Source organism: Companilactobacillus muriivasis (assembly GCF_036246245.1).
GTDB classification, from domain to species: domain Bacteria; phylum Bacillota; class Bacilli; order Lactobacillales; family Lactobacillaceae; genus Companilactobacillus; species Companilactobacillus muriivasis.
Map to the genome: position 1 here is coordinate 198,841 of NZ_BTTQ01000001.1, position 20,697 is coordinate 219,537.

Annotated in this window: 19 protein-coding genes; 17 read left to right on the forward strand and 2 right to left on the reverse strand. The window is 37.7% G+C overall.

What is annotated here, in order from left to right; genetic code table 11:
• Positions 1-16 precede the first annotated feature (16 nt).
• The 15 genes from gmk to AAA923_RS01145 all read left to right on the forward strand — a co-directional run bounded on the left by gmk (position 17) and on the right by AAA923_RS01145 (position 17,140).
• The gene (gene gmk, locus AAA923_RS01075; RefSeq protein WP_041499613.1) at positions 17-628 is read left to right on the forward strand and encodes a guanylate kinase; all 612 of its coding nucleotides are present in this window, start codon (positions 17-19) and stop codon (positions 626-628) included.
• A 6-nt stretch (positions 629-634) separates the two neighbouring features.
• Positions 635-889 (forward strand): DNA-directed RNA polymerase subunit omega, encoded by a 255-nt coding sequence (rpoZ, locus tag AAA923_RS01080; protein WP_041499615.1) that lies wholly within the window; start codon positions 635-637, stop codon positions 887-889.
• A 660-nt stretch (positions 890-1,549) separates the two neighbouring features.
• Positions 1,550-3,958: a primosomal protein N' gene (gene priA / locus AAA923_RS01085; protein ID WP_338214045.1), complete on the forward strand. Its 2,409-nt coding sequence runs from the start codon at positions 1,550-1,552 to the stop codon at positions 3,956-3,958.
• 13 nt (positions 3,959-3,971) lie between these two features.
• Positions 3,972-4,922, forward strand: a complete 951-nt coding sequence (fmt, locus tag AAA923_RS01090; protein ID WP_338214046.1) for a methionyl-tRNA formyltransferase — start codon at positions 3,972-3,974, stop codon at positions 4,920-4,922.
• Entirely contained in the window at positions 4,912-6,240 is a 1,329-nt protein-coding gene (rsmB, locus tag AAA923_RS01095) for a 16S rRNA (cytosine(967)-C(5))-methyltransferase RsmB (RefSeq protein WP_338214445.1), read from the forward strand. The genes fmt and rsmB overlap by 11 nt, the downstream gene beginning before the upstream one ends.
• 19 nt (positions 6,241-6,259) lie before the next feature.
• Positions 6,260-7,009 (forward strand): Stp1/IreP family PP2C-type Ser/Thr phosphatase, encoded by a 750-nt coding sequence (locus AAA923_RS01100; protein ID WP_338214048.1) that lies wholly within the window; start codon positions 6,260-6,262, stop codon positions 7,007-7,009.
• Positions 7,010-8,977, forward strand: a complete 1,968-nt coding sequence (pknB, locus tag AAA923_RS01105; RefSeq protein WP_338214050.1) for a Stk1 family PASTA domain-containing Ser/Thr kinase — start codon at positions 7,010-7,012, stop codon at positions 8,975-8,977.
• Positions 8,978-8,980: 3 nt separating this feature from the next.
• Positions 8,981-9,871: a ribosome small subunit-dependent GTPase A gene (rsgA, locus tag AAA923_RS01110; RefSeq protein WP_338214052.1), complete on the forward strand. Its 891-nt coding sequence runs from the start codon at positions 8,981-8,983 to the stop codon at positions 9,869-9,871.
• A gap of 14 nt (positions 9,872-9,885) precedes the next feature.
• On the forward strand, positions 9,886-10,560 hold the full coding sequence (rpe, locus tag AAA923_RS01115) for a ribulose-phosphate 3-epimerase (RefSeq protein ID WP_041499624.1): 675 nt from the start codon (positions 9,886-9,888) through the stop codon (positions 10,558-10,560).
• The gene (locus AAA923_RS01120) at positions 10,557-11,216 is read left to right on the forward strand and encodes a thiamine diphosphokinase (protein WP_338214054.1); all 660 of its coding nucleotides are present in this window, start codon (positions 10,557-10,559) and stop codon (positions 11,214-11,216) included. Before rpe ends, AAA923_RS01120 begins: the two co-directional genes overlap by 4 nt.
• A gap of 801 nt (positions 11,217-12,017) precedes the next feature.
• Positions 12,018-12,872: a MetQ/NlpA family ABC transporter substrate-binding protein gene (locus AAA923_RS01125; protein WP_338214055.1), complete on the forward strand. Its 855-nt coding sequence runs from the start codon at positions 12,018-12,020 to the stop codon at positions 12,870-12,872.
• A gap of 26 nt (positions 12,873-12,898) precedes the next feature.
• Entirely contained in the window at positions 12,899-13,372 is a 474-nt protein-coding gene (locus AAA923_RS01130; RefSeq protein ID WP_338214057.1) for an S-ribosylhomocysteine lyase, read from the forward strand.
• A 22-nt stretch (positions 13,373-13,394) separates the two neighbouring features.
• Entirely contained in the window at positions 13,395-14,171 is a 777-nt protein-coding gene (locus AAA923_RS01135) for an SDR family oxidoreductase (RefSeq protein ID WP_338214058.1), read from the forward strand.
• A 464-nt stretch (positions 14,172-14,635) separates the two neighbouring features.
• Entirely contained in the window at positions 14,636-15,781 is a 1,146-nt protein-coding gene (locus AAA923_RS01140; RefSeq protein ID WP_338214060.1) for a trans-sulfuration enzyme family protein, read from the forward strand.
• Between the two features lie 132 nt (positions 15,782-15,913).
• Positions 15,914-17,140: a hypothetical protein gene (locus tag AAA923_RS01145; protein ID WP_338214062.1), complete on the forward strand. Its 1,227-nt coding sequence runs from the start codon at positions 15,914-15,916 to the stop codon at positions 17,138-17,140.
• A 76-nt stretch (positions 17,141-17,216) separates the two neighbouring features.
• Here AAA923_RS01145 and AAA923_RS01150 read toward each other — a convergent pair whose 3' ends face one another.
• The gene (locus AAA923_RS01150) at positions 17,217-18,038 is read right to left on the reverse strand and encodes a hypothetical protein (protein ID WP_338214063.1); all 822 of its coding nucleotides are present in this window, start codon (positions 18,036-18,038) and stop codon (positions 17,217-17,219) included.
• Positions 18,039-18,136: 98 nt separating this feature from the next.
• Entirely contained in the window at positions 18,137-18,322 is a 186-nt protein-coding gene (gene rpmB, locus AAA923_RS01155; RefSeq protein WP_041499634.1) for a 50S ribosomal protein L28, read from the reverse strand.
• A 197-nt stretch (positions 18,323-18,519) separates the two neighbouring features.
• Here rpmB and AAA923_RS01160 point away from each other — a divergent pair, with 197 nt between their 5' ends.
• Positions 18,520-18,888, forward strand: a complete 369-nt coding sequence (locus AAA923_RS01160; RefSeq protein WP_137611460.1) for an Asp23/Gls24 family envelope stress response protein — start codon at positions 18,520-18,522, stop codon at positions 18,886-18,888.
• 25 nt (positions 18,889-18,913) lie between these two features.
• Positions 18,914-20,593: a DAK2 domain-containing protein gene (locus AAA923_RS01165; RefSeq protein ID WP_338214067.1), complete on the forward strand. Its 1,680-nt coding sequence runs from the start codon at positions 18,914-18,916 to the stop codon at positions 20,591-20,593.
• Positions 20,594-20,697 lie beyond the last annotated feature (104 nt).

The window sequence follows — 20,697 nt, forward strand, 5'->3', positions numbered from 1 at the left end:
TAGGGATAACTTAATTATGTCAAAAAGGGGAATGTTGATCGTTTTATCAGGTCCTTCAGGTGTTGGTAAAGGAACTGTTAGAAAAGCGATGTTGAAGAATTCATCAATTAAATTTGATTATTCTGTTTCGATGACTACACGTCAAATGCGTCCTGGTGAAGTCGATGGAGTCGATTATTATTTCCGTACCAATGAAGAATTTGAAGAGGAAATAAAGAATGGTGGCATGCTTGAATATGCTAAGTACGTCGATCATTACTATGGAACACCTTTAAAATATGTTAATCAAAAGCTTGATGCTGGAATTGATGTATTGTTAGAGATCGAAGTCAACGGTGCAATGCAAGTCCGTGAAAAGATGCCTGATGGCGTATTTCTTTTCCTAACACCACCTGATTTGACAAGTTTGCGCGACCGGATCACTCACCGTGGAACAGACGATGAAAAGACCATCGACAAACGTATGGAAAAGGCTAAAAAAGAAATCAAAATGATGACAAGCTATGACTATGCCGTCGTTAATGATAAAATACCTAATGCAGTTGAAAAAATTGAAGGTATAATTAGAAGTGAACACTTGAGAGTGCCACGTGTAATTGACCAATACAAAAAAATAATAGGAGATTGATAATTTATGATTATTTATCCATCAATTGATAAGCTTTTAGATCGAGTAGATTCTCGTTATTCACTAGCAGTTCTAGCTGCTAAGCGTGCGCACCAACTAGAAAATGGTGATATTGAATTATTGAATCACTATGAATCACCAAGAACCGTTGGCCGTGCTTTTGAAGAAATTGCCGATGATAAAATTGAAATCGATCCTAATTCAATTCTTCTTGAAAAAGAAGCCGAAAAGGTTGAAGAAGAGAAAAAAGAAGACAAATAAAATTATTCCTTCACTGATTTTCGATAATTGGTGAGGGTTTTTTCTTTGCCGCCGGAAATTGTGAGGGATGGAGTTCGCTGTGGGACCGGCTCGAGCCGAAGTGCGGTCTCGACCCTCGCTTTTGAACTTCGCAGAGTTCGCGAATTTCAAAAGACGTCCTGTTATGTAAGACTGGAAAACCGCCAGCCTAACATAACTATCACTGCTGAACTCCATCCCTCACAATCTCTGGCTAGTTTTTTGTTATAGTCGAGGCTTTCTGTTATTTGCGGCAACTCTTAATAGGTTAATATTGTAATGGTCGTAATTTTTAAGTTAGATTTAATTACTTGATAGTATAAATAGAGAATCCTGTGTTCTATATAATGTTAAAGAATCATGTATATCGTAATTTTAATCATGAGAATTATTAAACAATTGATTAAGGAATAGGTATATATAATAGAAAATAGCCTCCGGTTGTCAGAAATATAGCTAGCAGTGGAGGTGGCGTTATGGCTTTAGCCATTACACCACGGGACGAGTTTGGAGACTTGCGTTTTTTGCAAGGCTTCAAATCGAGGTGCGAGACCGTGGCTCGCGTCGGTCCCCACAGCAGACTATATTTCTGACAACCGGAGGCGGAAGTGAACGACAATAAATTCAGATAGGTGGGCTTTTATGGCAGTAGCAGAGATAATCGTTGATGTTCCGACGATGCAAACGAACCGACCTTTTGAATACATGATTCCTGATACTTTGTCTGATGTAGTCGTACCAGGAATGCGTGTGGAAGTGCCTTTTGGTCGTGGTAAGCGTAAAATTCAAGGTTTTGTGATGAAGGTTAAAGATCAGTCTGACTTTCAAGGTAAATTAAAACCGATTTCTCGTGTGATTGATTTGAAGCCTGTTTTGTCGACCGAAATGTTGGATTTATCATCATGGTTGGCTGATCGAACTTATTCGTTTCAAATTTCTTGTCTACAAACGATGTTGCCAAGTGTCATGCGCGCTAAATATAAACAATTTGTGATTCCAGTGGTGGCTGATGATCCTGAGGTAATGAACTTGCTTCAAGGTAAACCAACGTTTGAAATCACGAATCAAATCGATGATGAAACCGTTAAGTTGATTAATCACTTGCGGAAAGATGAAAAAGTTGATATTCAATATGTCGTTGAAAATCAGGCTGTTCAAGTTAAACGACAGGCTGTGACGACGGATTTAAATGTGATTCAATTGCATGAGGCCAAGAGTCAATTACGTGCTAATGCGAAGTCACAGATTAAATTGTTGGAGTTTTTAGCTGATAATTTGAATGATTTACCAGTTGAATTCAATGTTTTAGAAAAAGATTATGGAATTTCTCGTGCTGCAATTAAAACGGCTGAGAAGAATAAGCTGGTTAAAGTTGTGGAAGTTACTAAATTACGTAAACCAGTAGGAATTACGCCCGAGAAAACAACTAAGTTGGCTTTGACAGATGAACAACAAGTGGCAGTCGACCAGATAGCTGAATCGATTGAAAGTCAGACACCGCAGACCTTTTTGATTGAAGGTGTTACCGGTAGTGGTAAGACTGAAGTCTATTTACAGACGATTGAGAAAGCCTTACAACAGGACAAGACTGCTTTGATGTTGGTGCCTGAAATTTCTTTGACGCCACAAATGGTTAACCGAGTTGTTGGTCGTTTTGGTGATCAAGTGGCTGTTTTACACAGTGGTTTGTCGAATGGCGAACGTTATGACGAATGGACTCGAATTGAGAATCATGATGTCAAAGTGGTTGTCGGGGCCAGAAGTGCTGTTTTTGCGCCTTTAAATCACATTGGCTTGATTATTATTGACGAGGAACATGAGGCTAGTTACAAGCAAGATGATAATCCGAGATACCATGCACGTGATGTCGCTTTGTGGCGGGCTCAGGTTAATAAATGTCCCGTAGTACTCGGTAGTGCGACTCCTTCTTTGGAATCACGTGCACGAGCTGAGAAGGGTGTTTACAAGTTAATTAGAATGAAGAAACGTATCAACAATCAAGTTTTGCCACATGTTCACATTGTTGATATGCGTGATTCTGAGAATTCTGCTGTTAAAGGTGACTTTTCACCGGCATTGAAAGCTGGTCTGGAAAAAACTTTGGCAGATCATAATCAGGCGATAGTGCTATTAAATCGTCGTGGCTATTCTTCATTTATGATGTGTCGTGAGTGTGGATTCGTGCTCAAATGTCCTAACTGTGATGTTTCGCTGACTTATCACAAGGACCTTGGTAAAATGAAGTGTCACTATTGTGGACATGAAGAACCAGTTCCAAAGATTTGTCCTAACTGTCACAGTACTAAAATTGGTTTTTATGGTACTGGAACACAAAATATCGAACAACAATTAAATGATTTGTTCCCTGAAGCACGTGTTTTACGAATGGATGTCGATACAACGAGAAGAAAAGGTGCCCATGCAAAAATCCTGCAACAATTTGGTCAACATAAGGCTGATATTTTGTTAGGTACGCAAATGATTGCTAAGGGATTGGATTTTCCTGATGTTACACTAGTCGGGGTTATCAATGCTGATACGACTTTGAGTTTGGCTGATTTTCGAGCTAGTGAGCGGACTTTCCAGCTATTGACACAAGTCAGTGGTCGAGCTGGTCGGGCTGAAAAAACGGGTCACGTGATTATTCAAACGTTTAATCCGGATCACTATGCGATTAAAGATGCTGCTAAGCAGGATTATGAAACCTTCTTCAAACAAGAAATGTATCTTAGACATCAATCGAATTACACGCCATATTACTTTACAACGCTTGTCAGTGTCGCTAACCAAGATGAGGGTAAGACTCTCAAACAAAGTTATTGGCTGAAAAAACAGCTTCAAACGGCTTTATCGAAGGATGCTATCCTATTAGGACCAAGTCCAACGATGATTTCGCGTAAACAAAACAAATATTATTATCAAATTATTGTAAAATATAAGAATGAGCCACAATTGCACAAAAGATTATTAGAAATTTTAAATGAGACGCAAGCGGATGCTAAAAATGGCTTTACGATTGCGATTGATAATGAACCACAACATATTGATTAATGAGGGTGATTGAATGACAAAAATAATTTTTCTAGGTACACCAGAATTTTCAGCAACAGTTTTAAAAGGATTACTCAAAGAGGGCTATGACGTTATCGCTGCGGTAACACAACCGGACAAACCGGTTGGTCGTAAGCAAAAGCTTCAAAAGAGTCCTGTAAAACTTATTGCTGAGGACGAAAACATCAAACTTTACCAACCAGCTAAGTTGCCAGGCAGTCCTGAAGTTGAGGAACTCAAGGCTTTACACGCCGACTTAATTGTTACAGCAGCTTATGGCCAATTCTTGCCAACAAGTTTCTTGGAATCAGCTAAAGTGGCAGCTATCAACGTCCACGGCTCCTTATTGCCTAAGTATCGTGGCGGTGCACCAATTCAATGGTCATTGCTTAATGGCGACAAAGAAACTGGTATTACAATTATGTACATGGTTAAAGGGATGGATGCTGGTGATATTATCAGCCAAGAAAAATTACCAATCACACGTGATGATGACAATGGCAGTCTCTTTGAAAAGATGGCAGTCGTTGGTCGTGAGTTATTGTTAGATACCATTCCCAAGATTTTGAGTGGTGACATCCATCCAGTTAAACAAGATCCTGATCAAGTGGTTTTCTCACCCAATATTTCTAAAGAACAAGAACACATTGATTTCAAAAAACCAGCTGAAGAAGTTTTCAACCAAATTAGAGCTTTGAGCCCTGATCCTGGTGCCTGGACTTTGATCGATGGTCAAAGAACGAAACTTTATTCAACTGAAGTTGTTGAAATTAATTCAGATCAAGCAGCTGGAACAATTTTTGACTTAGGCAAGAAGAAATTAGTTATCGTTGCCGGCGATGGTCAAGGTGTTTCAATCAAGAAGATTCAACCAGCAGGTAAAAAAATGATGGATATTGCCAATTATATGAACGGAATGGGCAAGAATCTAGAAAAAGGACAACAAATTATTGATGAAAAATAATCCACGAGCATTAGCAGTAGAGGCACTAACAAGAGTTTTCCAAAATAAAGCATATTCAAATATTGAAATCAGCAACCTTTTAAATAAGGCTGATATGTCAGACGCTGACAGTCGTTTGATGACAAACATCGTCTATGGCGTAATTCAACATAAATACGTTTTGGAATATCAATTGGAACCATATTTGAAGGATAAGAAACTTGATCTATGGCTAGACTTATTGCTTCAAACAGCTATTTATCAAATGTGTTACTTGGACAAGATTCCTGCCCATGCTATTTTGAATGAATCAACTGAAATTGCTAAAAAACGTGCCAACCAAGGTGCCGGTAATTTAGTTAATGCTGTTTTGAGAAACTTCCAGCGCCATGGTACTAGAGATATGCCTGGTAAGGATACAGTTTATGATATGAGTCTTTTGTACAGTGTGCCTCGCTGGTTAGTCGATGAATTTGTTGAACAACAAGGTCTTGAAAAAACTAAAGAAATTTTGAAGACTATCAACCAACCTTCAAATGTTTCTATTCGTGTGAATACAAACAAGACAACTGTGGCTGATTTGCAAAAAGTTTTACAAGATAAAGGATTTGACGTAAAACCAAGCAAAATTTCAGCAGTTGGGTTAGTCTGTGAGAGTGGTAACTTGGTTGACACTGATGAATTCAGAGCCGGACTATACACAATTCAAGATGAGAGTTCAATGTTAGTCGCTCCTGCACTTGATTTACAACCAAACAGCCGTGTGCTTGATGCCTGTGCTGCCCCTGGTGGAAAGACAACTCACATCGCCAGTTACATTAAGTCTGGTGAGGGTGAAGTTACAGCCTTGGATATCCACAAACACAAGACTAAGTTGATCCGTAGCAATAGTGAACGTATGGGTTATGAAGATATTATTAGTACTGGTGCAACTGATGCTCGTAAGGCTAAAGATATTTTGAACACAACGTTTGACCGTATTTTAGTTGATGCTCCATGTTCTGGACTTGGTTTGATGAGAAGAAAACCAGAGTTGAGATATTTCCGTCAACCAGAAGATTTAATGAACTTGCAACGTGTTCAACTTGAAATTCTTAACAGCATGGTTGATCTACTTGAAGTCAACGGTAAGATGGTCTTCAGTACATGTACTTTCGACGAAGAAGAGAACGAACAAGTAGTTGAGAAATTCTTAGCTGCTAACAAAAACTTTGAATTAGTACCAGTTAAGCATGATTCAGTGATGGATAATTCCGTTAAGAATGGCATGCTTAAGGTTCTACCAAGTGATTACTTTACGGATGGTTTCTTTATAGCTACTTTCGTTAGAAAAAATTAAAGAGGTAAGGTCTAAACTGATGGAATATGCGTTATTAACTGATGTTGGAAAACTCAGAGAAAACAATCAGGACTATGTGAATGTTTTCAAGAATAAGAAAGATATTGTTTTTGGAATTGTAGCTGATGGTATGGGTGGACACCGTGGTGGCGACGTTGCCTCAGATATGGCTGTCTCTCATTTAGGTCACAATTTCGAAGAATCAGAAGTTGACAATATTGCTGAACTACGTGAATGGATCATTCGCGAATTGAGTAAGGAAAATGACCGTATCGTTTCAGTTTCCAACCAATTTGATGATTTAAATGGTATGGGAACAACAATGGTCGGGGTGTTCTTCATCGGAGACAAGATGATGGTCGTAAATGTCGGCGATTCAAGATGCTACATTTACACTGACGATGAATTGAAGCAATTGAGTGTTGATCACTCATTGGTTCACGAATTGTTGGAGACTGGCCAAATCAGTCCCGAAGAAGCGGAAAATCATCCGCAGAAGAATATTATTACGCAGACACTCGGAGTTTCACAAACCGTTCAACCACGTGTTAAAGACTTTGATTTAGTGGATAATGCTATCATTCTCTTATGTACGGATGGGTTGACGAATATGGTGCCGGAAAATGAAATTAAAGATGTTCTAGCACAAAAAAAGATGGGTCTAGAAACCAAGTGTCATATCTTAATCGACAAGGCAAATGCTGCCGGTGGAAGAGATAATATTACTGCCTTACTCTTTTCTACTAAAAATAATGGAGGTAATCACTAGATGGAGAAAGGTTACCTAGTAGGCGGTCGTTATGAGATTCTAGGTACACTTGGTGAAGGCGGGATGGCCAATGTTTATTTGGCTAATGACACACTTTTAAACCGGAAAGTGGCTGTAAAAGCTTTACGGTATGATCTCCAAGATGATGAGTCTGTTAAAAGGAGATTTGGACGTGAAGCCAAGGCGACTAGTGGTCTCTCAAATCCAAACATTGTTAATGTTTTGGATGTCGGAAATGATGATGGCGTGCAATATATCGTCATTGAATATGTTGATGGTCCGAATCTAAAGAAATATATTCGGACACATTTTCCGATTCCATACCGCGAAGTTGTCGATATTATGAAACAGATTTGTATGGCAGTGTCTGATGCCCACGAACACGGAATCATTCATCGTGATCTGAAGCCAGAAAATATTTTGGTTGATGAGAAGAAAGATCCGATTCAAGTTAAAGTATCAGACTTTGGTATTGCGCTAGCTTTGAGTGAACGTTCGATTACGAGAACTAATTCACTTTTAGGCTCAGTTCATTACATGTCACCAGAACAAATCAAGGGACGTTCGGCAACTGTTTTGTCAGATATCTATGCGTTGGGAATTATTTTGTTCGAATTGTTGACGAAACATGTTCCCTTTACCGGAGATACTGCCGTAACAGTTGCTCTGAAACATTCTAAAGAGGAGATGCCCGATCTAAAGAAGATTGACCCGAACATCCCTCAGCCACTTGAAAATGCCGTTCTCAAGGCCACAGCCAAAGATCCAGATCAACGTTACCAATCTGTTCGAGAGATGTGCGATGATCTGAATACTTGTTTGATGCCGGAGCGCGCTGATGAACCTAAATTTATACCGACCCCAATTAATAATTTAGAAGAAACAAGAGTCATGGAGCCACTCGATGCTGCAGTCGAGAAGTCGGCACCAGAGAAGAAACCACAGAAGATGAGCCGTCGACGTAAAATGATTTTATTAGCTTCGATCGTGCCGTTAGTTTTGATACTCTTTATTGTCGCAATGGTGATTAAGAGCAATCAAGAAACAACTGTTCCTGACCTGTATAATCTGACAGTCAAGCAGGCTAACGTTATTCTCAAGAGCTCAAATCTATCTGTTGGGGATGTCTCCAAAGAAAATGATGACGATGTTGATGCGGGACATGTAATCAAGTCGATTCCTGCAAAGGGATTGAAGTTGAAAAATGGTGCCAAGGTCAACTTAGTTGTCAGTTTGGGTGCAACATATTACAAGATGCCAAAACTAGTTGGTAAGCAGTATGAAGATGTTTCCGATAATTTGAAACGACGTGGTTTCAAAGTCAAAATTGATTACAAAGCAACTAATCAATATGATGCTGGAACAATTATCAAACAGAGTATTCCTCGTGGTAAAAAAGTCGTCACAAAGAATAAATCTTTGACATTAACCGTGGCTAAAATGAAAACTGTTAAACCAAAAGTTGTTAAAGTTAGAGATTTAACTGGTTATAATTTGAAGAGTATTCAAGACTATGCTTCTGAAACTGGTTTAACTTTGAACACGTCCTACGAGTATTCAGATGATATTGAGAGTGGCCTTTTGATTAGTCAAACACCAACTGCTAATAGTACAATTAGTCAAGGTGGTACATTGTCTGTTGTAATGTCAAAGGGTGCAGACCCAGACAAGAGCAATAGCAGTGATAAAGAAGATAGTGACTCAGATAGTAACAACAGTAGCAGTAATTCGTCAGGAACAAGTACCGTAACTAAAGATATTACGATTCCTTACGATTCAAGCGGTAGTAACAATGTCACAATTTATATTTCTGATGCGACACACAGCATTGGGACTGTTTATAAGACCATGACAATTACCGGAGATACACCAGTAACATTGAGCTTTAATCTTAAAGATGGACAAACTGGATCCTATATAGTCGAACGCAACAATAAGACTGTGCTTGGCGGTTCAGTAAATGGGTGATTTATGGAACGAATAGGAAGAATTATAAAATCAATCAGTGGATTTTATGATGTTCTAGATGATGAAAATTCTGAATTGATCAGAACACGGGCACGCGGAAATTTCCGTAAACGTAAGATCAAGCCACTAGTCGGCGATAAAGTTAAATTTGATGCGACTGGCGATTTGGGCTATATTCTCGAGATTTTACCTCGTGAAAATAGTTTAGTTCGTCCACCAATCGCTAATATTGATCAAGCAATTGTGGTCACTTCAGCAGCTGAGCCTAATTTTTCGAGCAATTTGCTGGATAAAATTTTGATCAATATTGAACATAACGATATTACACCACTGATTTATTTGACTAAGTCTGACCTTTTAAGTGATGAAAAATATCTCGAATTAAAGGATATTTTGGCCGGATATCATAACGCTGGTTATCAAGTTTTTGATGATCAGGACAGTTATAACGATACACAGGTTGAAAAACTTGAAGCGACATTTGCGGATAAAGTGACTGTCTTCACAGGACAATCTGGTGCCGGTAAATCAACGTTATTGAACCATATTGATACCGAATTGGAACTCGCTACCGCAGCGATTTCGCAAACATTGAATCGTGGTAAACATACAACGAGACAAGTATCGTTATTTGATATTGCTGACGGGTTAGTGGCTGATACACCGGGATTTTCATCGATTGATTTGATGGATGTAACGGCAGAAGAGTTGCCAACACTCTTTCCAGAATTTCTTCAATATAGCGGTGGTTGTCAGTTCCGTGGCTGCCGTCATGTTAATGAACCCAATTGTCAGGTCAAAGCGGCTTTAGAGGATGGCAAAATCATGCACAGCCGTTATGACAATTACTTATACTTCTTAAATGAAATTAATTCGTACAAAAAAAGATATTGAGGAGCTGATTTTAAATGACAGTAAAGATTGCACCTTCAATTTTGTCTGCAGATATTATGAACCTAGAACGTGATGTTAGAGCAGCTGATAAAGCCGGAGCTGACGTTTTCCACATTGATTTGATGGATGGTAACTTTGTTCCTAACATGTCGTTTAGTCCAGCAATTATCGCTGGTATGCGCCGTGTTACTGACAAGCCTTTAGATATTCACATGATGATTGAAAATCCTGATGCTTATATTAAGACCGTTATCGATGCTGGAGCCAGTACCGTTTTGATTCATGCTGAAAGTACACAACACATTTATCGTTCAATTGAATTAGTCAAAAAATATGGTGCTAAAGCTGGGGTTGTAGTTAACCCTGGTACACCTTTGGAAACAGTTAAAGAATTGTTCCCAATCATTGACCGTATTTTGGTTATGACAGTTAACCCAGGTTTCGGTGGTCAAACATTTATCCCTGGTATGACTAAGAAAATCCAACGCTTAGATCAATTGCGCCAAACAGCCGCTGACGATAACTTCGATATTGAAGTTGACGGTGGTATTAATTCTGAAACAATTGCTCAATGTGCTAAAGCTGGAGCTGACATTTTTGTTGCTGGCTCATATCTATTCAATGGACAAGATGGACTAGAAAGCCGCATTGACGGCTTACGTTCAGTGGCTTTGGAAGCTAAGCAATGAAACGAGTAAATATTCTTTTAGGTGGACCACAGAGCGAATATCCAGATGAGTTGAGTAAAAGTATCAAGGCAATCCCCGGACCATGGGTGGGCGCTGATCGAGGCAGTCTGCATTTGATGGCAAACGGAGTTATTCCTGAGATTGCTATCGGAGATTTTGATTCAATCAGCAAAAAAGAACAGAAATTGTTGCAAGATAATGTGCCAGTTTTTGAAAAATTCCCCCCAGAGAAGGACGATACTGACTCAGAGCTATGTTTATTAGCTGCTCGTGAAAACTTTAATGCTCAAGAATATTACGTTTATGGAGCCACTGGCGGTAGAATTGATCACTTTTTAGTCAATCTATTCTTGCCATTCGATCCTAGATTTAGTGATTTTTATGACAAATTGTATTACAAGTCCGCGACTAACACGATTCGTTTCTTTAGACCGGGACGTTACTCAGTCTTCAAAGAAAATGGCATGAAGTATATTGCTTTTGTTAATTTGGGACCAGTGACACATCTGAATTTGATTGATGCCAAATATAAATTAAATGATTACAGTATTAATCATCCAGTAAGTTGGGCCAGCAATGAGTTTGTTGGCGATACGATTGACTTCAGTTTTCAGAGTGGAATTGTGGCTGTAATTCAGAGTTGTGATAAAAATTAAAAATAAATTTGATTCTTAATATCAATAATTTGGTATCCTTTCGAGGGATGCCTTTTTTTGTACCCTCAAGAGTCATTATTCTGGAATTGGTATAGGTACAAAATGGCGATATTTTACCTGTCAAAACTAGTCAATTTCAAAAAAGACGTTGACAAGATTTAACGACGAGTGTAAATTAATCACCAATCACATGATTAAAACTTATTTAATCTAATTAGACGTTGAAGAGAAGAGTAGGTTTATTAGTAGCTTGAATAGTGACCACTGGATAGTGAAAAAGTGGAGCGAACGTATAACTGAAGATGAGCTTGGAGTCTTACCTAGGTGAAAGCCAAAGGTACGCAAGGATGCGATATCATCCCGGACATGTTAGTGTCGTTGAGGTATTTTGTGTAAGCAAAATACGAATTAGGGTGGTATCACGGTAATCGTCCCTACATTGCAGAGAAGTTCTGTATTTGTAGGGGCGATTTTTTTAGTTGCTCTTGGTGGACAAGCCACCAAGAACAACTAAAAAAATTAATATTTAAAGGAAAAACCTAAAACCAACCCTTAAATATTCGTCCACCTAGAGCAACTTATGTGGAACGTTTAATTGACGTTCCGATATACCGCTTAACTACGATTGCTTCACCTTCCATGCCTTTACGGTCTAGGTACCCAACCCAACCACACTTCTCAAATAATCCAATTAGATCCAAATATCTTTTACCAAAAAGGGGGCCAAAACAAATGAAAAATTTCTGGTTAAAACCAACTTAAATAATTAGGAAATTATTAGAAAAAAGAGGAGGAATGGAAATGAGAAAAGGGAAAAACTTATTAGTTTCAGCAATTTTATTTTTGTCAGTCATTCTGTTAGTGGGATGTGGCAAGAGCACTAAAGCAGCCGATGGCGATACCATAACGATCGGTTCACAAGGATCAGACTTGAACATCTGGGAACATATTGCCAAGAGTTCTCAAGCCAAGAAGTTAGGACTGAATATTAAAACTAAGGAAATCACCGACGGGGCGCAATTAAATACTGCCACTAGTCAAGGTCAAGTCGATGTCAACGCCTTTCAGTCATGGTCATATTACGATGCCTACAACAAGCAAAATCCAAAAGGAAAGCTAGCCGCTTTAGGCACAACTTACTTGGAACCTTTGGGAATCTATTCAAAGAAGTATAAGAAAGTTAATGATATTCCAAATGGCACAACTATTGCTATTGCCAACAACCCGGCCAACACATCACGTGGTTTGTTGTTACTACAAGCAGCTGGTTTAATCACTTTGAAGAAAGGCTTCAATGCTTTGAGCAATACGAAAGATATTGCATCAAATCCTAAGAATCTTCAATTCAAAGAAATTGATGATACTACCGGCCCCCGTGTTTTGAATGATGTGCCAGTCGTTCTCATTTCCAACACCGTCGCTTTGGAAAGTGGTCTACATGTTTTGACCGACTCAATCTACCATGAAAAAATCGATCAAAGTACTAAAGATAACGTCAATATTCTCGCTACTGCAGCTAAGAATAAGAATAATGCTAATTACAAAAAATTAGTGAAGTTATATCACAATAAAGAAATTCAAGCTTATATCAAGAAAAAGTATTACGGAACAAAGATTGAAGTAAATAAACCATTAACATATTTGGAAAATAAATAATAAAAATTTTAAGGAGATATTTAATTATGGCTAAAGTTGAAAGTTTTACATTGGATCACACAAAGGTAAAGGCACCATATGTACGTTTGATTACTGAGGAACATGGAACAAAGGGTGACACAATTTCAAATTATGATTTACGTTTGGTTCAACCAAATGAAAATGCTATTCCAACTGCTGGATTGCATACCATTGAACATTTGTTAGCTGGACTTTTGAGAGACCGTCTTGATGGCGTTATCGACTGTTCACCATTCGGTTGTCGTACCGGATTCCACTTGATTGTTTGGGGCGAACACTCAACTACTGAAGTTGCTGAAGCTTTGAAAGGTTCATTGGATGACATTGCTAACAAGGTTGAATGGAAAGATGTTCAAGGAACAGACAAGTACAGCTGTGGTAACTATCGTGATCACTCATTGTTCTCAGCTAAGGAATGGTCAAAGAAGATTCTTGAAGAAGGAATTTCCAACGATCCTTTTGAACGTCACGTAATCTAATACGAATAAAGAAGGATAATTTATGAGTCTATTTGCAACTTTGGAAAAACAAGTCGTACTCGTTACCGGTGGCTTTCAGGGTATCGGCCGTCAAGTAGTTACCACATTTCAGAGCGAGAAAGCCATCGTAATTGTGGCAGATTTGTCGTATGAAAATACTGAATTGAAGCAGGTTAATGATCAGGAATATCAGATTAATTTGGATGTCAGTTCGGAAACTAGCGTGCAAAATCTTGCTAAACAATTAGAAGATTTAAATTTAACGCCAAATGTTTTGGTAAATGTTGCTGGTATTTCAACAATGGATTACTTGATAGATAGTCAGACAACTGATTTTGATAAAACTTTAGCAGTTAATACTCGCGGGACATATCTCGTAAGTAAATACATTGTTAAGTTGATGGTAGCCGCTAAGAAAACTGGAAAAGTGGTTCTGATAGCTTCTCAAGCATGTAAGAATGGCTATCGAGCTATGTCAGCCTATGTTGCATCTAAGCATGCAGTGCTTGGATTGACTAAGACTTTGGCAATTGAAGTTGCTAAAAATCAAATAAATGTCAACGCCGTTTGCCCCGGTATTATTGAAACTTCCATGAAACATCGTGAAAGAAAAGACGGGGCCAAGATTCGTGGCTTGACCGCTGAAGCGATTGAGCAAGAAGACAATAGTCAAGTGCCATTAGGTCGAACAGGAACTCCGCAAGATGTCGCCAATGTCGTGTTGTTCCTAGCTAGTCCGTTGTCAGATTATATGACCGGGCAAGGAATCAATGTTACCGGTGGAATGACTATGAATTAAAAAAATCCCTTTCCAGAAATTTCTAGGAAGGGATTTTTTTGTAATGATTGGAAGTATTGAGGGTTATTCAAATATTCCGTCTACAGAGCTGGGAAATATTCTCAAGCTGTGCGGGACGGCCCGAGCCAAAATACGGTCTCGAACCTCGGTTTGAAGCCTTGATATAGTTCGTCAAGTCTCCAAACGCGCCCGGTGGTATAAGGACGGGAGATTCCTCCCGTCCTTATACCACTACCACGGCACACAAATATTCCCCAGCTCTTCCGACTAGTTAATCGTTATTATGTTGAATGTGAAATATTCAAATACCTTTATATTCAGCATATTTTGGATGTGAGAATATAATTGATACAAATATCTGCAATAAGTTATCAACTAGCACTATGTGTTTTGAGTATTGATAATTCAAAAATATTTTAATAAGAAGTATTATAGAAATAATTCATATATTAGGAGTTTAAGAAATGACTGAATTTAATACCAAATTGGTTCATGGGAAACCACAAAACGACAACAACACTGGGGCGGTAAATGTTCCAGTTTACAATTCATCAACGTATATCTATCCGTCAGTTGAGGCAAAGGTAAAGTATGATTACGCACGTTCTGGTAATCCAACTAGAAATTACTTGGAAGAACAAGTTGCTGGCTTGGAAAATGGCTATCGAGGGTTTGCCTTTTCTTCTGGTTCAGCAGCAATCCACGCCGTTTTAGCAATTTTTAAGCCAGGCGACCATATTATTGTTGGTAAAGAAATTTATGGTGGGACTTTTAGACTGATCAATGGATTTCTCAAGCGCTGGCAACTAGAATGTACAGCCGTTGATACACAGAATCCTGCTGAAATTGAATCTGCTATCAAGCCTAATACTAAGGCAATTTATTTTGAAAGTTTTACTAATCCGCTTTTGCATGTCACGAGTGTTAAGGCAACTGCCGAAGTAGCCAAGAAACACCATATTTTGACCATTGTGGACAATACTTTCTTATCACCATATCTTCAACGTCCATTGGATTTAGGCGCTGACATCGTGATTCATTCCGCTACCAAGTATCTCAGCGGACATTCCGATGTTATTGCCGGTATGGCAGTGGCGAAAAATAAAGAGTTGGCTGATCGAATTTACTTTAATCAGAACGCAATCGGTTCAACACTTTCACCAGAGGATTCTAATTTGGTTCGTCGTGGAATTCAGACGTTGTCAGTTAGAATGGATCGCCATTTGGAAAATGCCAAGAAGATTGTCGAATTTTTACAAAGTCGCAAAGAAATTGCCAAGATTTACTACCCTGGAATTGAAGGTAGCAAGGATCATGAAATTGCTGCTAAAGAAACTGATGGATTCGGTGGAATTGTTTCATTCGAATTGGCAGATGGTTTAGATTCAACGAAGTTTGTTGAAGGAACTAAGTTGATTCAATTAGCTGTTAGTTTGGGTGCTGTCGAGAGCTTGATTGAATTGCCATATAAGATGACACACGCTGAACTTTCTCCTGAAGAACAGTTGAAGGCAGGCATTACACATCAATTAGTTCGTTTGTCAGTTGGGATTGAAGATTCAAAAGATTTGATTGCCGATTTGGCACAAAGTTTGGATAGATTAGATTAGTGAAAAGCCGTTGAATTTTTTTAAGATTCAACGGCTTTTTATTTGACTGATAAAGTAATTTATTTAGGAAAAGTAATATAATAAAATCATGATTGTAAGCATTATCAAATATATTAGTAGGGGGATTAGTATATGAAACGAAGTAAAGCAGAAGTTAGAGATGAATTACTTAAAATTGACACTAGATTTAAGGATGGGAATGATGATATTGGAGTGGATAGTTTTGCTTCATTCTTAACAACTAAGGGTAAATTTCCATCAAATAAAAAAATTGGTGATTACTTTAAAGAAAGAGGAATCGTGGACTTTACGCCAAATGATTTTCAATCAAGCAACTCTAAATCAAAAAAATCCAAATCAACTGATTCTTCTAAACCATTATTTGATAATGATTTATTTGCATTTCCAGATGACTTTTTTAATGAAGACGAATTTAAAAACGATTATATGTTTGTAGGCTTAAATGCGGCATATCGTTCAGGCGATAAAAATTATAGTGGTTGGGGTAACTTTAGAGATGTTGATAGACCAACAAATACCTATAAACTATATGTCCAAATTAATGATAAATCTAATGATGAGTTCGATGACAAACTTGCTAATAAAGGACGTTTTAATGGAAGCTATGTAACTGATATTATTAAGTCTTATACCGATAGTAACGCTGGAAAAGTTATGCGGAACTTTTTCATTAAGGATGATGAAGTATCATTTCTAAATCATCCTGAGTCAACGCCTACTTTAGATGATGAGAGAGTAGATAGGCTAATTATTGGTTATTATCAGGATGAATTAGTAAAAGCTAAAGACATGTTAAAAAAAGTTAAGGATGATTATAAAAATAAAAAAGTATATCCAGATCCTGATAAAAATTATAAATTAAAAAAATCTATAGCTCCGAAAAGGTCCACATTATTAAAACTTTGCGTGGAGAATAAAAAGACTTTGGATAATTCACTAGATATTTTTATTCAAGAATGTTTAATAGTTCAACCAAAATGGCTAGTTGTTTTTGGCAGTGATGCAAACGTAGTTTTGAGCAAGATGGTTGAAAGTGATTACTTTAAGAGTAAAGTTGATAAAATTAAAAGTAAGAATAAACAATGCCAATTTGATGTGATGGATTTATTGAAGAATCGTCGAGTAGAAGTAACACATTATGCTACCCAGAGCGTGCCACTGAAAAAATATAAAAAAGGTTCAGGAGATAAGAAGAAAAATAAAGATTCCGAAGAAGAGAAAAGAGGTTATAAGTTTAGAGACTGGTTCAATTATGCACCGGACGAACTCATCACTAAATTGGATGAGTTGAAAGAAAAAGAAGAATTAAGACAACAAACGGAATCAAATAACAAATAATTTTAAAATTAATTAAAAAAGGTATGCATTCCCCAATTAAGAGAATACATACCTTTTGTGGTTTGTAATTTAATTATTATTTTTTAGCATCCGAAGGACCTTCATTAAAAGGCAACTTCCCATCAGCTTCAATCTTAGAAACATCATCAAACTTAAAATGAATCTCATTAGGCATCGGTTGGAAATCATCAACCTTAAACTTACTCTTCAAAATCCGGATAGCAGGTGACTCATTAATAAAAATCAAATCCTGACCATTCATTCGTGAATATCCTTTAACTGCCAAGTCATTTTTGGTTGGTGATCCAGTTGAGTCAATCGATAAATTATGGAAATCCAACGAAGAAGTCTGGCGCAACTCCAACTTATGATAGACAAATGAATCCTTCAAATAAACTTTCGAATGCTTTTCCAACAACAATTGAATTGCAGTATTGTCTGCAAATAATTGACTATTTTCCAAAGATAAACCGATTGCTTTAACTTTTCGACCAGTTAAAATTTGGGAATCTTTGAATGAAAAATAAGCATCCTTTCCATAGATAGTATCCCAATCGTCAGCGGTTTGGCGATTGATTGAAATATTTTCGCCATAAATTCTGGCACCATCATAAGCGGAGAGAGTGTTGTCTTCATTGGCGGTGTAACTGATAGCTAAATTTTTAAAGATAACGATATTTTTTTCGCCAATAGTGAAACTACAAAATAATTTAACATCATTTTTATTATTTGTTTTACCAATAAAGGTAATATTTCTTCTAATAGTACAAATAAAAGGGTCTGTGCTAGAAAAATAAGTTCCTGGCAATAATTCGATTATGTCGCCATCTTTAGCGGTAATGATAGCTTGTGTTAACTGTTCATCATTTTTATTTTGATTGCCAATTAATATTTTCATAGAATACCCCCTTAATCGATTAAATCTTATTATAATAGTGTAAAATAAAAAGGACCAACAATATAATTGCTAGTCCTTTTTAACAAATTAAGTGATAATTATACACGAGTAACTTTTCCAGATTTCAAAGCTCTAGCTGAAACCCATACACGTCTAGGTTTACCGTCAATCATGATACGAACTTTTTGCAAGTTTGGCTTCCAAGAACGTTTTGATTGGTTAAGAGCATGAGAACGCTTGTTACCGAATACTGTTTTACGGCCTGTAATAATATCTTTTGCCATGGGACCGACCTCCTTTGGCTACATGTTTTTTCTTTAAAATATCACCTGACTAATTTACCATAAGTGAGAATTGAAATCAATAGATTATTTAGGGATTAATATGGTTTAATGTTGTATAAATCTTTAATTCGAAATGTTGCTATGATAGAATTTTATTGTTTATGATAGATTTGGTCCATGAATAGGAGGATCCAGAGATGGCAGTTACAATTAAAACAAAGCATGGTGAAATTGATGTTTCAACAAATACTGTTGCCACAATCGTTGGTGGAGCCGCTTCTGATATCTACGGTATCGTAGGTATGGCAAGCAAAAACCAATTCCGTGATGGTATGAACACAATTTTGAACCGTGAAGATTTTTCTAGAGGTATAGTTATCCATCAAGAAGATGGTAAGCTGGCCGTTGATGTCTACATAATCGTCGGATACGGAATCAAAATTTCTGAAGTAGCAAAAAATTTAAAAGAAAAAGTAAAATACAACCTAGAAACAATGCTTGGAACACCAGCTGGCACTGTTAACGTATATGTCCAAGGAATTAAAGTTCTGGACGATATCGAATAGGAAAAGTTGGTTGGAGGGGAAACTTTTGAGCAAAGAACTAATTACAAAAAAAGAATTTTCAGATATGGTGCGTGTCGCATCGCACAGACTTGAAAAAAATGCTAAGTTTGTAAATTCACTTAATGTCTTTCCGGTTCCCGATGGAGATACCGGAACAAATATGAGTTTAACAATTCAAAGCGGTTTTAAAGCTGTAAACGAATCAGAGAGTGACCACGTTGGTACACTTGGTAAAGCACTTGCTAAAGGCCTTTTGATGGGAGCTCGTGGAAATTCAGGTGTTATCACCTCACAAATTTTCCGTGGTTTCTCAAAGAGTATTGAAGATAAAGACGCTTTGACAGCAATGGACTTAGCTAAAGCTTTCGATGATGGTGTTAAGACAGCCTATAAGGCCGTTATGAAACCAGTTGAAGGAACAATCCTTACTGTTGCTAGATACGGTGCAGAAGCTGGTATGAAGCAAGTAGAGAGTACTAATGATCTAGCCGAAGTTATGAAAGCTGTTGTTGCCGGTTCAAAAGTTGGACTTAAAAAGACACCATCACTTTTGCCAGTTTTGAAAGAAGTTGGCGTTGTTGATTCCGGTGGTCAAGGATTAGTCTTTATTTATGAAGGTTTCCTAGAAGGTTTAACAGGTCAAACAACAGTCGATGAGGAATATATTCCAGACGAGGCTGATATGAATGAAATGGTTAATGCCAGTCATCATCAATCAGCCCAAGGCCATTTCAACAGTGACGACATCAAGAATGGCTACTGTACTGAAATGATGGTCAAAATTGGTAAAAATCCTACAACGGACGAAGTTTTCGATAATGAAAAGCTACGTAGCTATTTGGATGGAATCGGTGATTCATTGATCTGTGTTTCTGACGATGAAGTTATTAAAGTTCACGTACATACTAACTACCCATACAAAGTTTGGGCTGCTGGTAAGAAGTACGGCGCTTTAGTTAAAATTAAGATTGATAATATGCGTTTGCAACATGAGACTATTGTTGATGAAGACGAAGAGACAGTTGCAGAACCTGTTGCTCAAGAACCAATTGATTATGCAGTTATTGCAGTTTCATCTGGTGAAGGTTTGACAGAATTATTCAAGAGTCTCGGCGTTACACACGTTATCAGTGGTGGACAAACAATGAATCCATCAACTAATGATATTGTCGATGCAATTAACAAATCAAATGCTAAACGTGCCTTGGTATTGCCAAATAATGGAAATATCATCATGGCCGCTAAACAAGCTGTTGATCTAGTTGATATTCCAGTTGCAATCGTTGGTTCTAAGACAATTTCTCAAGGGATGACAGCAATGCTTTCATTCAATCCAGAAGCTGAATTAGAAGAAAATGAAGAGAACATGGAAGACTCACTTGATACAGTTAAGAGTGGTCAAGTTACACAAGCAATCCGTGATACTGAAATTGATGGCTTGAAGATTACCAAGGGACACTATATGGGCATCGTTGACGGTAAGATTCTAGTTGACGAAGAGGATGTAGTTGCCACAACTGAAAAGATGTTGGACGAAATGATTGATGAGGATAGTGAAGTTATCACAATTCTTGTTGGTAAAGACGGTAATGATGCCGATGCCCAAAAGGTTGCTGATTATCTAGACGATAAATACGCTGACCTTGAAACAGAAATTCACCAAGGTGATCAACCAGTTTATCCATACTTGGTTTCTGTAGAATAATTTTGGTCCATCTCCAGAACTGAGAGTATTTACCTGCTATGCGGACCGATCCGAGCCGAAGTGCGGTCTCGAACCTCGGTTTGAAGGCTTACCAGAAACCGGTA